Raw genomic sequence first — 13031 nt, 5'->3', positions numbered from 1 at the left:
AATATTAAGGAAACCCGCAGGTTTTTAGCGTCCGAAAATATATTTTGGCAAAAAGTCCGTGGCTACGGAACCTTTGCGGTAATGTTCGTTTGTCATAATTTTGCCGTGAAGAGAAGACGTATTTTTTATGCCCTCAATTTCTACTTCTCTTAATGCGCGCGACATTCTGTCTATAGCTTCTTCTCTGTCTGCGCCAAGCGCAATAACTTTAGCTATTAAGCTGTCGTAAAAAGGAGGAATTGTATATCCGGAATAAACGTGCGTGTCAACTCTTATTCCGGGACCTCCGGGCAAATACAGTTTGCCGATTTTTCCGGGGGACGCAATAAAATCTTTATCCGGATCTTCGGCGTTTATTCTGCATTCTATAGCGTGTCCGAGTATTTTTATTTTTTCCGAATTAAACGAAAGTTTTTCACCGGCGGCAAGCCTTATCTGCTCTTTTACAAGATCTATACCGGTAATCATTTCCGTTACCGGATGTTCTACCTGAATTCTTGTGTTCATTTCCATAAAATAGAAATGTCCTTTTTTATCAACAAGAAATTCAACCGTGCCGACGGTTACATATTTTACGGCTGCGGCTGCGTTTTTTGCAGCTTTGCCCATTTTTTTTCTAAGCGCAGAACTTATTAGCGGAGACGGACTTTCTTCAACGAGTTTTTGATGTCTTCTTTGTATAGAACAATCTCTCTCGGGAAGATACGCCACTTTTCCGAATCTGTCGCCAAGCACCTGAAACTCTATGTGGTGCGGCTCTTCAATATATTTTTCCATGTAAACTTCGGGGTTGCTAAAAGACGCTTTGGCTTCCGCCTGCGCCATGGCAATTGCGTTTTTTAATTCGCTTTCGGCGTTAACTATTCTCATGCCTTTTCCGCCGCCGCCCGCAGTTGCTTTAATTATTACGGGATAGCCTATTTTTTTTGCAAGCGAAAAAAGCTTTGCGTCGTCTGCGTTTACCGGTCCGTTAGAGCCCGGAACCACGGGAACGCCGGCTTTTTTCATAAGCTCTATTGCGGTAATTTTATCGCCCATTTTTTCTATTGACTCTTTATCAGGGCCTATAAATTTAATTCCGCAGGCTTCGCAGACTTCCGCAAAATATGTGTTCTCGGCTAAAAACCCGTATCCCGGGTGAATTGCGTCCGCGCCGGAAATTTCAGCAGCCGCTATTATGCTTGGAATATTTAAATAACTTTCGGTTGCGCTTGCCGGACCAACGCATATAGACTGATCGGCAAGTTTCACGTGCATGCTTTCTCTGTCAACGTCGGAATGAATTGCCACCGTTTTAACGCCAAGCTCTCTGCAGGCTCTTATTACTCTGCAGGCTATTTCGCCTCTGTTTGCAATCAAAACTTTTTTAAACACTTTTATCTCCTAAAAAACAGTTTGGAGTCTGAAAAGTCTTATGCGAATCGTTAATTTCACTTTCCGCTTTTCACTTTTAAATTTGCCGCTATTATTTGCTTGTGTCAACTAAAAATAATTCCTGTCCGTATTCCACCGACGCGCCGTTTGCAACTGAAACTTTCACAACTTTGCCTTTAACTTTTGAAACTACGTCTTTTATAATTTTCATAGCTTCAATTTGCCCGACTTTTTTGCCCGGCTCTACCGACGAACCTTCTTTAATAACTTGGCTTTTGTCGCTGCCGGCGGCGTGAAAAGTGCCCACTGTGGCAGAAGTTATTGCGACAATAGAAGATTTTTCCTCTTCTGCGACAACCTGCTCTGCCGCGGCCTGCGCAGCGGGCGCGGCGTCAAACTCTGCGGCGCTCTTTTTGAAATACAAAGAATCTTCGCCGCTTTGATACTCAAGTTCTTCAATATCGGTTTCTTTAACAGACTTTAAAAAAGCTTTTATTTCCTGCGGATTCATGTAAAACTCCGTTTTAAGAAGATAAGAAGTTTGGAAGTTTAGTAAAAAAGTCGTTGCCAAACTTCTTGGCTGCCAAACTGCCAAACTTCTAATTATGAGACTCTTTCTACGTATTCGCCTGTACGAGTATCAACTTTCACTCTGTCGCCCTCTTTAATAAAAAGAGGAACGCGAATATCCGCGCCGGTTTCAAGTTTTGCCATTTTTGTCATGTTGGAAACAGAGTCGCCTTTAATGCCGGGCTCCGATTCTGCAATTTTCATTTCTATAATCAGCGGCAGGTCTATGCCTATAAGTTCGTTTTCAAGATAAACGGCTTCAACTTCAAGATTTTCTTTTAAGAAGTTTGCCATTTCTCCAAGCAATACGGGGGCAACGCTTATTTGCTCGTATGAATTCATATCCATAAAATTAAAATTTTCGCCTTCTTTGTAGAGAAACTGTTTCTTTTGACGGGAAACGGTTAAAGCTTCAAATTTTTCACCGCTTTTAAAAGTGCGTTCTACCGTGCCGCCTTTTTTAAGATGGCGAAGTTTTACGCGCATTACGGCTCCGCCTTTGCCGGGTTTGTGGTTTTGAAACCACGTAATTTGGTAGGGCTCGCCGTCAACCAAAATATTAAGTCCGTTTTTGAAATCTGATGTTGAAACCATTTGTTCTCCTGATTGTTTATTTATACGGAGCGGACGTTAAAATCTCGCAGCCGTTTTCTGTTATAAGTATTGTGTCTTCTATTCTAACGCCGAACTCTCCGGCAAGATAAATTCCGGGCTCAACCGTTACAGCCGTGGAGCTTAAAAAAACGCCTTCGGCATTATATGCAAGCAAAGGCATTTCGTGAATTTCTATTCCCACCCCGTGTCCGGTAGTGTGAATAAAATTATCTTTATATCCGGCCGCATCTATAACGTTTCTTGCGGTTTTGTCTGCCCAAGATACGGGCAAGCCGGCTTTTATTGCTTTCAAAACAGCGCTTTGGGACTCTTTTACAATATCCCAAATTTCTCTGAATTTCGTATTAATTTTACCTAAAAAGTATGTTCGTGTCAAATCCGAACAGTAACCTTTATACACGCAGCCGATATCCATCATTATTATATCGTTTTCCCGAATTTTGCGATTTGAGCTTGCGTGATGCGGGTTTGCGGAATTTTCACCCGCTGCCACTATGGGAGTAAAGCTTTCTTTTACTTTGTTTTGCGCGAAAAGTTCAAGAACCCTGTAGCAAACGTCAAGCTCTGTCATACCGGCTTTAATTTCTTCTTTAACCGTTTGGCAAACTTGAGAAACAATTTCGCACGCTTTTCTTAAATTTGCAATTTCTTCGCTTGTTTTTACAATACGCAAATTATCCAAAACGCCGGTTTTTGCGCAAAGCTCTATATTGTTTGCCGCAAGCTTTTTTTGCAAAACTATAAAATCCGCGGCGCTTATATACTTTGCATCCGTAATTATGCGTTTTACGGCATTGTCTTTTGCAGCTTTGGCAGTCTGCGCGCTAAACGGAGCGCCGGCAATTATTTCCGCATTTTGTCCGGCAAAAAATTCTTTCATTTGGTTTTGCGTCATCTTTGAACATACAACGTAAATTGTTTGCCTGCAGGCAAAAATCCAAAACCCGTCAAACTCCGCGCCGGATAAATAAAAAGTTTCTTTTTGATTTGTAAAAAGAAAAGCTTCGCCTTCGGTTTTGTATTTTTCCTGCAGAGCTTTAATTTTATTTAACATTATTATTCCTTTGGTTTAAAAACCCGCCGGAGCCTATTTGTAAGCTAACGGCAAAAAATAACACTTGACATCTTTGTTATTATTTTATTAAATACTGCAACGAACTTCAAAGTATGTTTAGGCAAACTTTAGAATTCGCAATTTAAGTTATCCGCAAAGACGGATGGTAAACAAGGAGTTTCAGCAAATGGCACAAGGCAAAGTAAAGTGGTTTAACGACCAGAAAGGTTACGGATTCATTTCTAACGATGACGGATCAGGCGACGTATTTGCACACTATTCAGCAATTCAGTCTGATGGTTTCAAATCGTTGGCAGAGGGCGACAGCGTTGAATTTGAAGTTGTTAATTCAGACAAAGGTCCTAAAGCAGCAAACATAAAAAAGATCTAATCTAACCAACAACTAAAAAGCCTTGAAGATAATATCTTCAAGGCTTTTTTTATTTTAATGAAACTTTTCCAATCATAAACCGCGCTGAGGCGGCAACTGCTAACAGCTTGATTACAGCGAAGCTAATTTTTTTAGGGCGAAGAGGTAGCCGTCAACTCCGAAACCGGCAATTTGACCTATGCATACGCCGGCGATGTAAGATTTGTGGCGAAACTCTTCTCTTGAATAGACGTTGGAAATGTGCACTTCAATTGCAGGCGCGGCTATTGCGGAAATTGCGTCTCTTATTGCCACCGACGTGTGCGTGAACGCCGCCGGATTAATTACAATAGCGAAAACTTTATCTTTTACGGATTGAATTTTATCAACTATCTCGCCTTCGTGGTTAGACTGAAAAAACTCAACTTCAACTTTCAATTCTTTGGCAAGCGAACTTATTGCTTTTTCAATATCGGCAAGCGTAGCGTTGCCGTAAATTCCGGGTTCGCGAGAGCCGAGCATGTTTATGTTGGGGCCGTTTATTATCAATATTTTTTTCATTTATTCTCCCTCAAAAATTCTTTAAGCGTTTTTAAAGCCGCGCCGTCTTTAACTTCCGCGTCCGAAATGCTTTTTCCTATATCTTTTAATAATACAAAACGTAAAGACGCGTTTACGGATTTTTTATCTTTTTTCATAAGTTCCAAAAGTTTGAGAGCATTTAAGTTTTTAAAGTTGAAAACAAATCCGGCGGCGGTTAAAAGCTCTTTTACCTGCAGAAACGTTTCTTTGCCGCACAATTTTAAATCGAGAGAAAGTTTTGCCGCGTAAAGCATTCCGGCGGCCACGGCTTCTCCGTGAAGAAATTTTTTATATTTTGTAAAAGTTTCAATTGCGTGCGCCAAGGTATGTCCGAAATTTAAAACCGCGCGAACGCCGGTAACTTCTTTTTCGTCTTTTTCAACGACGCGCGCTTTGTAAGAGCAGCTTTTAAAAATCATATAGTTAAATTCGTCCGCGCCGATAATGCCTTTTTCTAAAACATCTTGAAGATAGTCGTAAAAATTTTTATCAAAAGTAAAGGCGTATTTTACAACTTCGGCAAGACCGTTTTTTAGCTGACGCTCGTCAAGCGTGGCAAGGTAAAAAGAGTTTATCCACACAAAAGACGGCTGATAAAAAGTTCCGGCAATATTTTTTCCGCCGGAAGTATTTACGGCAGTTTTTCCGCCGACGGAAGAATCCGTCATGGCAAGAAGCGTAGTAGGCGCCTGAACAAATTTAACGCCGCGCATATACGTTGCCGCAAAAAACCCCGCAACGTCGCCGACAACTCCGCCGCCCAAAGCTATAACGCAACCTTTCCTGTCAAGCCCCGCTTTAAGAGCCTTATCATACAAAGAGCTTAAAGACGCTATGCTTTTGCCGCTTTCGCCGGCGGGTATAACCGCAAAAGAAGTTTGAAACCCAGCTTTTTTTAAAATATCCGAAAACGATTTTAAGTGAATTTTAGCGACGTTGGAATCCGTAACTATAAAAATATTTTTCGCGCGGAAAACTTTTTTAAAAGCGGCTACAAAATCCGCCGAGGACTCTGAAATTAAAATATTATAAGGATTGGTTTTAAGCCTGACTTTTATTGTTTGCATAAGTTAATTCTACAATTTTTTTAAAGGTTTGTCTTATTGTGAAATTCGTAATTTGTAATTCCTAATTCGTAATTGTCTTTTTCAAATCCGCCCATCGGCAAAAAATTAAAAACTTCAGAAAAAATATGAAATACAAAGAACCTTCTATTCCCCATGCGGGAATTAAAAAACCGCCGCCCAAAAGCGACGCCGCAACAAAACCGGCAAGCGTTAAAACAAGTGCGCGTTTTCTGTCGGCAAGTTTGCGCGTATGTTCCGTAAGCAGCGCAACACCGGCGCCGAACAAAACGCCCAAACACAAAATTACCGCAAGCGCCGTCCAAACATTGACGGCGTAAATCTTTAAAATTATATACCAAACAATAAACAGCGCTATTTGCAGCGCTTCGCATAAAAACATCTTATTTATAAACGGCGCGCGTTTATAAATTTTGCCGTAAAACAATATTGCGACAAGAACCCCCAAAATAAAAACCGCACAGGCGCAAGCGCCCCATCTGAAAATTTGTCCGCTGTAAGTTTGAAACGCGAAAATAACATTAAAAGCAAGCCATGCCGCCGATACGCCTTGCGCAAAAGCCGCCGTTTTATAAAGAGTTCGGGAAAGGAAAAATATTATTATAACCGCAAACACCGCAAGATAAGAATACTGCAAAATGTCGTCTAAAAAAACGCTTAAATAAGGCGAAAAACCGGATTGCATATATAAAACCGACAGCATCATTGCGCTTGGACTTAAATCCGAATTTACGACGTCTCTTTTTGCAATTATGTCCATTTCGTTTTTAAACCACAGGGTTGCCTGCGTGTCCATTAAGTCGTCAAGGTAATATTTTGAAAGAACAAGAGTGGTTTGCTGAACTTCGTAAAGCCTGCGTTTAACGTTTATTCTGTAAGGCATTTTAGAGTCGCCGCCTACAATTATGTTGCGCGCTCCCGGAATAATGCTTGAATATTTAAACGCTTCGCCGACCGCACGGGCAACGGATTTGTTAAGTTCCGCCATAATATAAGAAGAAAAAGTAAGCTTGCCGGAAAGATTTACCGCCAACAACCCGCCGGGCGCCAAAACTTTTTTAGCCTTGAGGAAAAAATCTTTTGTGTAAAAACCGTTGATATAAAGATTTACAGGGTCGGAAAAACCGACAAGAATTAAATCGTAGCGCGTTGGAGTGTTTTTTATAAACTGCCTTATATTTTCATTGTAAATGTTAACTTTTATATCGTCAAACATTTTGCTTTCGCGGTAAATGTTTGAGCTTATAATATCGGTTACGGCTTTATCGGGCTCTACGTAGTCAATTTGTTTAACTTTATGAGTTAAAATCATCGGCAAATATCTTGCAGCGCCGCCGATAATTAAAACTTTTTTCGGATTTTCATGATACAAAGCGGGAATGTGCCCAAAATTTTCAGAATCTATTATTTCGGCGTCCGGATTAGAGTAATTTATTATTCCGTTTTCCAGAAGAGCCGATTCGCCGTTTTTAGAAACCAGCGCCGTTTGACCGTACGGCGTATATTTATACTCTTTTACTTCCCAAAATCCGAAACTGCCCTCAAGAATTTTCTTGTCAATTTTTGCCGACGCGCCGCTTACGGCAACCGCCGCAAAAATAACCGCCAAAACGGTACAGCACGCTTCTTTTTTAGTCTGCGCAAAAAGCAGAGGCGAAAGCAAAAACAATATCGCCGTTATTATAATAATATCTGTCGCTAAAAATGCTCCTAAAAATAACGAGCAAATTATTGCGCCCGCCGCAAAACCAAGCGATATGAAAATAAAACTTTCTTTTGCAGGATTTTTTGCGCCAGCCGCAAACTTTACGGATGCCGCGCAAAGCGCGCCCTGCATAAAATTTACGGGGACAACCGCTAAAAAAATATACAAAAATGCAGATTTCAAAGAAATTCCGCCGCCCAACGCAACGCCTAAAAATGCGCGCAAACTTCTAAAAACAACAAAAGAAAAAACAAACGCTGCGCACAAAACAAATATGCCTATAAAAAAATTTCTTTTTGAAAAATTAAATATCTTTTGCTTGCCGTAAAAATAAACGCCCAACCAAAAAGCGGCTGCAATATCGGCAACTATAAAACCGGAAATAATATCCGTTCCCTGAAACACGGGAAGAGCTTCCCGAAAAATTAAAAACTCAATAAACGCAGCGCAAACGCCAATAATTAAAAGGAAAAGTTTCTGTCGCATAGGTTTTGTTTGAAAAGGAAAAAGTTTTATTTTTGGATAAAACCCGGAGAGTTGCCATTACTTAAATGAGATATTTTTTATGGAATATAAATTCAAAAGCCCTGCAATTTTTGCGAAGTATTTTAAGTTTAGGCAAGGCGCACACCGACGAAGCGTGCAAAAGGCGCGCGAGGAAATGCGCAACGCAGCATAAACTTAAAAGATGAAACAAAAATGGCGGCGGGAGGAATTGAACCTCCGACCAAAGGCTTATGAGTCCTCTGCTCTACCCCTGAGCTACGCCGCCAAAAATCAGTTTGATAATTCTATTATTTTTCCAGGTAAAAATCAAGACGGAAGTTAGCGGACAAGAAGGAGTTCAACGCGGCGATTGAGCATTCTGCCTTGGTCATCGCCGTTGCTTGCCAAGGGGTTTACGGAGCCAAAAGATTTTATGGTAACTTTTTTTGCGGGAATTCCGTTTTTTATAAGTTCTTTGCGGACAAAATTCGCTCTTGATTTTGAATTTTTTAAACTTTGGGAAGAAGTTCCGGAATTATCCGCATACCCTTCAACTATAACTTTTGAAAATTTTACCTTCTTTATTTGGGCTGCAACATTTTTAACGCGCTTTTTCAAGCTTGCGTTTGAAGAGTTTTCTTTATCAAAATAAAATCCGGGAATTATAATTTTTGAGCCGGCTTTAACCGCAGCGGCGGAAGTTGCGGAATCCGAAACGTACTCTTTTGCAAAAAGCGCGCCGGCGCAAACAAAAGAAATTACAAAGACAATTGTAAAAATTTTTATTGCGTTTATCATTTCAACTCTTCCTCAAGCGCTTTCCAGTCGGGGAAAGCCCGTTTCATAAAATCTTTGAAATCTTTATTGTGACGTATTTGGCGCAAATGTAAAACTTCGTGCGCGCATACATACTCCGCGCATCTGACGGATTTTTTCGCAAGTTCGGTGTTAAGAGTAATTTTTCTTTCGTTTACTCTGCAACTGCCCCATTTGCTTTTCATACTTTTAAAACAGAGAGTTATTGGAGCAGGCGCCACGGCGCGTATTTCCAGAAGCCATTTATTTATAAACGCCGGAACAATATTTTCTAATTGTTTTTTATAAAAAGCGTCCATGGCTTTTTTCTTTTTATCGTATCCCGCGCCGTCTTTAACGTATAAACATATTGAATCGCAATTTAAAACAACGTAGGATTTTTTTGCATTGTAAACGTTAAGCGCGTATTTTTTGCCGAATAATTCAACATGTTCTCCGTCGATATACAAATTTTTAATTTTTGCCGGGCGCGCTAAAACGGCGGCTTTGCGTTTTTTTATCCAGCCGAGTTTTCTGCCGAAAAATCTTTCTATAAGCACCGACGGATATCTTAACGGCGCAGTTATAACGACTTCGCCGGAAGATTTTATTTTTATATACGCGTTTTTTATTTTCTTTCTTATTATTAAAGCTTTAACGCCGTCAAACTCAATGCTTTCCATTTTATTTTACAAGACGCACGCGATCTAAATCTTCAAGATTATTTTTAGTTATAACAGCTTGTATGTAAGTTATATATTTGTCGCCTTGCTCGGAATAATGTCCAAGACCTTGCGCAAGTTCAAAACCCAAAATAGGACGTCCTGCTTTTCTTGCGGCTGCTCTAATATCTCTTAATTCTTTATATGCGTCCACGCGATTAATTTTATCCGCATAACTTCTAACGGATCTGTAAATTGACGGAAATTTTTTAACAGACCACGTTATTTTTTTTGAGTGCTCTTTTGGAAGCATGCCTGAAGTATTGTTTATATGTTCGCCGAAAAAAGCATTGCCTTCAAGCGCAAAGCGGGACGTTCCCCACCAAGATTCCTGCGCCGCCTGCGCTATGGCAAGAGACACGGGAACAATATCAACTCTTTCTATAAGTTCAGATATAGACAAATGTTCTGCTTCATACTCTTTTTGCAAAGCCGTAAGCCACTCTTCCTCTTCGCTAGTAATGGAATACTGATTTGACAGCTTTATAAGTTTTTCTCTGTCTTTTGCTATATTTTCATTAGCAAGCAAAATAATCGGACCGATAGCATGAATAAACATTTCATTTCTTAACTGCTCGTTTTCGGTTTTTGCAAAATCTTGGGGCAAATTTTTAAAGAAAAATCTTGGGGCTTTTTTTGTTTCGCGTATTACTTTAGCGTCAAGTCCGTGCTCTTTGCAAAGCTCAACCATTTCTTTAAAATGTTCAACTTTTACAAAAGCGCCTTGCGCCTTGTCGGAGCTGCACGAAAAAAGAAATATTCCGGCAACCAAAAATAAAGCTGCAATTGAAAAATACCGCATTTTATCCTCCGGTTATTTTAATACAACTTCGTCAAAATCAGATAAACCGTTTTCCGCTATTTGCGACTTTATTTTATTGATATAAGCCTTGCCTTCGCCGGAATAATTTTCCAAACCTTCGGCAAGAACCGTTCCGGAAAGCGGCGCATTTTCAGCTCTTAAATTTGCGCGCAGCGTTCTAAATTTTGCATAAGCGTCAAGACGGTTGAGTTTATCGGCATAACTTCGGGCGCAATCGTAAATAGACGCAAAACTTTTTATGGAATAATTTTGCCCCTCGGGTCTGCCAAGCGGAATTATTCCCGACGAATCCCAAACCCACTCGCCAAACAGCGCGTTTCCTTCCACTAAAAATCTTGAGCTGCCCCAAGCCGTTTCGTGCGCGCCCTGAGCAAGAACAAGAGACGCAGGAATAACGTCAACTCTTTTTATAAGCTCTTCCAAAGAAAGCGATTGTCCGCCGTATTCGTCTTTAACTTCGGAAATCCAGCGTTCATCCGAAGAAGAAAGCGAAGATTTTTTACTTAAAAGTATAAGCTTTTCTCTTTTTGACATTATCTCCCGATTTACAGCCAGCGCCACCGGAAGCACCGCTTGTATAAATATTTTCTTTCTAAGCGATAAATCCTGCTGCGGAAAATCCGGCGGAAAACCTTTAAACAGCAAAAGCGGAGCTTTTTTTTCAAGACGCATTTTATCCGGCTCGTCGCCGTATTTTTCGCAAATCCGCTCCATCTGCGCGTAAGAACTAGCCACAAAAAAATTATTATGCAAATCTTTTTTATGCAGTGCAAAACAGCCTGTTAAAATTGTTGTTAGAATAACGACAAGCGATAACGTAAAAAATCGCATGAGATAGTCACCCTTGTTAAAAATGTTTTTTACAGAAAAATCTGCCGGAAGAAGTTTTTAAGTATTGTTTAAAATCAGCCGCTTGCTTATGGTTTTTAAATGCAAAATAACATTTTATTTCCCAAGGCTGAAATTGTTGAGAATGTTTATGATTAATTGAATTATGCTCGCTGAGTCTGCGTTTTAAATAGGAAGTTATGCCTGTGTAGTAATTTTCTGGATAGTTAATATCGGTAAGAATATATACATACTTCATATATCCGCCTTCGGCGCTTCGCTTCTGCGGCGCAACACCGTCTTAAATCTTTTTACATGCGTCTATTAGAATTCCTTGCCCTGAAGACTAACTTGCCGCGTCGCAGGGACAACGTCCCAAAGACGGGCGGAGGGGGAGGGATTTGAACCCTCGATACGGACTTTCATCCGTATACCGGTTTAGCAAACCAGCGCACTAGGCCAACTATGCGACCCCTCCAAGTGCCGGAAATTACAAATTTCGGTTTGGGCATTATATCAAATAAGAGTCCGCCTTTTCAATAATTAAAATTTTTAATATAATCTAATTGCAATTGAGAATTGAAAACGGAGAATTGAAAATTTATGAATATAATTGACGGCAAGAAAATTTCCGACGCTAAACGGGCGGAAATTAAAGAAAGAGTTTCAAAGATAACAAAAGAAACGGGAAAGGTTCCCGGACTTGCGACAATTTTAGTCGGAGAAAATCCGGCAAGTCAGGTTTATATAAACTCTAAAATAAAAGCTTGCGAAAACGCAGGGATAAAATCTTTCCACCGCACGCTGCCGGCAAACTCCTCAAAAGAAGAAATTATTTCTCTTATAAAAAATCTAAACGCAGATTCCCAAATAGACGGAATTTTGCTGCAGCTTCCTCTGCCGGACAATAGTTTTGCGCAAGACTGCATAAATGCAATAAGTCCTTTAAAAGACGTTGACGGACTTCACCCTTTTAACGCCGGTCTTTTAAACCTTTCAAAAAACTGGCAGGAGCTTATTGATAAAAACGTTTTGCTTTCATGCACTCCGTCGGGCGTAATACATCTTCTGCACGCTTCAAAAATAGAAATAGCGGGAAAAACCGCGGTTGTTATAGGACGCTCTAACCTTGTGGGCAAACCTCTTTCAATGATGCTTCTTGCAAACGACGCAACGGTAATTATGGCGCATTCCAAAACTAAAAATTTAAAAGAAGTTTGCAAAAACGCAGACATTGTGGTTGCCGCTATAGGCAAAGCTAAATTTGTTACCAAAGAATTTATAAAAGACGGCGCAACGGTAATAGACGTGGGCATTAACAGAGTTGACGGAAAGCTTTACGGCGACGTAGATTTTGAATCGTTAACAAACGCAAACGTTTTTGTTACTCCCGTTCCCGGAGGAGTGGGGCCTATGACTATAACCATGCTTTTGGAAAACACTTTAAAAGCGTTTAACAACAGAAAATGAAGAGAGAAATTTTTTTAACCGCCCAAAAAGCAACGCCCGAACTTTTTGCTTTTTTGGAGAGCAAAAAACTTGTAAAACTTATTACCCCCACGCAGAAAGCCGTCAATACAAAAACAAAAACCGGCGCCGTTTCAAAATTTTACACATCAAAAGAAAAATTCGGAACGCACACGCTTATGTGCGTAGGCAAAAGGTCTACGGTCGCTCGCTTAAGCAGCCACGACGATAACGAAGATTTTATTTTAATAAACCCTTTAAATTTAAAATTTAGAAAATTATTTTTAGTACTCGCTCTTGATAAGGGAACAAAATTTTTAAAAAAGTTTTACTCGGGAAAACTTTCACAAAAAGATTTGCTGGCGATAGAGCTTGAATTTAACAATCCGCGCTTAAGCTTTTTTACTATGCTTAAAAAATCTTTCCACTGCGAAGTTGCGGAAAACAAGTCGGGACAGCACCCCGTGTTTTTTGTAACGGAACCGTCAAAATTAAAAGATAACAAATTGCCTTTAAAGTATTATAATATAAGCGTTAAAAACTAAAAGGGGTTTT

15 protein-coding genes and 2 tRNA genes are annotated in these 13031 nt (G+C 40.1%); 3 read left to right on the top strand and 14 right to left on the bottom strand.

Going from position 1 to position 13031, the window contains the following annotated elements; all coding sequences use genetic code 11:
* Positions 1 to 24: 24 nt before the first annotated feature.
* The 4 genes from accC to Epro_RS05930 form a co-directional block, all read right to left on the bottom strand.
* The gene (accC, locus tag Epro_RS05945) at positions 25 to 1374 is read right to left on the bottom strand and encodes an acetyl-CoA carboxylase biotin carboxylase subunit (RefSeq protein WP_052571171.1); all 1350 of its coding nucleotides are present in this window, start codon (positions 1372 to 1374) and stop codon (positions 25 to 27) included.
* Between the two features lie 91 nt (positions 1375 to 1465).
* On the bottom strand, positions 1466 to 1885 hold the full coding sequence (locus Epro_RS05940; RefSeq protein WP_052571169.1) for an acetyl-CoA carboxylase biotin carboxyl carrier protein: 420 nt from the start codon (positions 1883 to 1885) through the stop codon (positions 1466 to 1468).
* Between the two features lie 92 nt (positions 1886 to 1977).
* A complete protein-coding gene (efp, locus tag Epro_RS05935; RefSeq protein WP_052571167.1) occupies positions 1978 to 2538 on the bottom strand; it encodes an elongation factor P in 561 nt (186 codons plus the stop codon).
* Between the two features lie 16 nt (positions 2539 to 2554).
* The gene (locus Epro_RS05930; RefSeq protein WP_052571165.1) at positions 2555 to 3613 is read right to left on the bottom strand and encodes a M24 family metallopeptidase; all 1059 of its coding nucleotides are present in this window, start codon (positions 3611 to 3613) and stop codon (positions 2555 to 2557) included.
* A gap of 187 nt (positions 3614 to 3800) precedes the next feature.
* Here Epro_RS05930 and Epro_RS05925 point away from each other — a divergent pair, with 187 nt between their 5' ends.
* On the top strand, positions 3801 to 4004 hold the full coding sequence (locus tag Epro_RS05925) for a cold-shock protein (RefSeq protein ID WP_052571164.1): 204 nt from the start codon (positions 3801 to 3803) through the stop codon (positions 4002 to 4004).
* Positions 4005 to 4115: 111 nt separating this feature from the next.
* Here Epro_RS05925 and aroQ read toward each other — a convergent pair whose 3' ends face one another.
* The 10 genes from aroQ to Epro_RS05875 all read right to left on the bottom strand — a co-directional run bounded on the left by aroQ (position 4116) and on the right by Epro_RS05875 (position 11487).
* The gene (gene aroQ / locus Epro_RS05920) at positions 4116 to 4544 is read right to left on the bottom strand and encodes a type II 3-dehydroquinate dehydratase (protein ID WP_052571161.1); all 429 of its coding nucleotides are present in this window, start codon (positions 4542 to 4544) and stop codon (positions 4116 to 4118) included.
* Positions 4541 to 5632, bottom strand: coding sequence for a 3-dehydroquinate synthase (gene aroB, locus Epro_RS05915; protein WP_052571159.1), 1092 nt, complete (start codon positions 5630 to 5632; stop codon positions 4541 to 4543). Before aroB ends, aroQ begins: the two co-directional genes overlap by 4 nt.
* A 61-nt stretch (positions 5633 to 5693) precedes the next feature.
* Entirely contained in the window at positions 5694 to 7841 is a 2148-nt protein-coding gene (locus Epro_RS05910; RefSeq protein ID WP_052571157.1) for a spermine/spermidine synthase domain-containing protein, read from the bottom strand.
* Between the two features lie 214 nt (positions 7842 to 8055).
* Positions 8056 to 8127: transfer RNA gene (locus Epro_RS05905), tRNA-Met, on the bottom strand.
* A gap of 53 nt (positions 8128 to 8180) precedes the next feature.
* Positions 8181 to 8639: an OmpA family protein gene (locus tag Epro_RS05900; RefSeq protein ID WP_052571155.1), complete on the bottom strand. Its 459-nt coding sequence runs from the start codon at positions 8637 to 8639 to the stop codon at positions 8181 to 8183.
* On the bottom strand, positions 8636 to 9319 hold the full coding sequence (locus Epro_RS05895; protein WP_052571153.1) for a M48 family metallopeptidase: 684 nt from the start codon (positions 9317 to 9319) through the stop codon (positions 8636 to 8638). The genes Epro_RS05900 and Epro_RS05895 overlap by 4 nt, the downstream gene beginning before the upstream one ends.
* A gap of 1 nt (position 9320) precedes the next feature.
* Positions 9321 to 10160: a glucosaminidase domain-containing protein gene (locus tag Epro_RS05890; protein ID WP_052571151.1), complete on the bottom strand. Its 840-nt coding sequence runs from the start codon at positions 10158 to 10160 to the stop codon at positions 9321 to 9323.
* A 12-nt stretch (positions 10161 to 10172) separates the two neighbouring features.
* Positions 10173 to 11012 (bottom strand): glucosaminidase domain-containing protein, encoded by an 840-nt coding sequence (locus tag Epro_RS05885; protein ID WP_052571148.1) that lies wholly within the window; start codon positions 11010 to 11012, stop codon positions 10173 to 10175.
* Between the two features lie 16 nt (positions 11013 to 11028).
* Positions 11029 to 11268: a GIY-YIG nuclease family protein gene (locus Epro_RS05880; RefSeq protein ID WP_052571146.1), complete on the bottom strand. Its 240-nt coding sequence runs from the start codon at positions 11266 to 11268 to the stop codon at positions 11029 to 11031.
* A gap of 127 nt (positions 11269 to 11395) precedes the next feature.
* Positions 11396 to 11487: transfer RNA gene (locus Epro_RS05875), tRNA-Ser, on the bottom strand.
* A 125-nt stretch (positions 11488 to 11612) separates the two neighbouring features.
* Here Epro_RS05875 and folD point away from each other — a divergent pair.
* On the top strand, positions 11613 to 12479 hold the full coding sequence (folD, locus tag Epro_RS05870) for a bifunctional methylenetetrahydrofolate dehydrogenase/methenyltetrahydrofolate cyclohydrolase FolD (protein ID WP_052571144.1): 867 nt from the start codon (positions 11613 to 11615) through the stop codon (positions 12477 to 12479).
* Complete coding sequence (locus tag Epro_RS05865; protein ID WP_052571141.1) at positions 12476 to 13021, top strand: hypothetical protein; 546 nt, start codon at positions 12476 to 12478, stop codon at positions 13019 to 13021. The genes folD and Epro_RS05865 overlap by 4 nt, the downstream gene beginning before the upstream one ends.
* The last annotated feature ends 10 nt before the right edge of the window (positions 13022 to 13031 follow it).

Origin of the sequence: Endomicrobium proavitum, assembly GCF_001027545.1 — a bacterium.
Classification (GTDB): domain Bacteria; phylum Elusimicrobiota; class Endomicrobiia; order Endomicrobiales; family Endomicrobiaceae; genus Endomicrobium; species Endomicrobium proavitum.
The sequence above is the reverse complement of the archived record's forward strand: the minus strand, read 5'-3'. Positions and strand labels throughout refer to the sequence as shown.

Bases quoted from the DNA above. Each gene is read 5' to 3' on its own strand.
- Epro_RS05865 (WP_052571141.1), top strand. From the start codon at position 12,476: ATGAAGAGAGAAATTTTTTTAACCGCCCAAAAAGCAACGCCCGAACTT.
- Epro_RS05925 (WP_052571164.1), top strand. From the start codon at position 3,801: ATGGCACAAGGCAAAGTAAAGTGGTTTAACGACCAGAAAGGTTACGGA.
- Epro_RS05895 (WP_052571153.1), bottom strand. From the start codon at position 9,319: ATGGAAAGCATTGAGTTTGACGGCGTTAAAGCTTTAATAATAAGAAAG.
- Epro_RS05940 (WP_052571169.1), bottom strand. From the start codon at position 1,885: ATGAATCCGCAGGAAATAAAAGCTTTTTTAAAGTCTGTTAAAGAAACC.
- Epro_RS05885 (WP_052571148.1), bottom strand. From the start codon at position 11,012: ATGCGATTTTTTACGTTATCGCTTGTCGTTATTCTAACAACAATTTTA.
- Epro_RS05930 (WP_052571165.1), bottom strand. From the start codon at position 3,613: ATGTTAAATAAAATTAAAGCTCTGCAGGAAAAATACAAAACCGAAGGC.
- aroQ (WP_052571161.1), bottom strand. From the start codon at position 4,544: ATGAAAAAAATATTGATAATAAACGGCCCCAACATAAACATGCTCGGC.
- Epro_RS05890 (WP_052571151.1), bottom strand. From the start codon at position 10,160: ATGCGGTATTTTTCAATTGCAGCTTTATTTTTGGTTGCCGGAATATTT.
- folD (WP_052571144.1), top strand. From the start codon at position 11,613: ATGAATATAATTGACGGCAAGAAAATTTCCGACGCTAAACGGGCGGAA.
- aroB (WP_052571159.1), bottom strand. From the start codon at position 5,632: ATGCAAACAATAAAAGTCAGGCTTAAAACCAATCCTTATAATATTTTA.
- Epro_RS05880 (WP_052571146.1), bottom strand. From the start codon at position 11,268: ATGAAGTATGTATATATTCTTACCGATATTAACTATCCAGAAAATTAC.
- Epro_RS05900 (WP_052571155.1), bottom strand. From the start codon at position 8,639: ATGATAAACGCAATAAAAATTTTTACAATTGTCTTTGTAATTTCTTTT.
- Epro_RS05910 (WP_052571157.1), bottom strand. From the start codon at position 7,841: ATGCGACAGAAACTTTTCCTTTTAATTATTGGCGTTTGCGCTGCGTTT.
- efp (WP_052571167.1), bottom strand. From the start codon at position 2,538: ATGGTTTCAACATCAGATTTCAAAAACGGACTTAATATTTTGGTTGAC.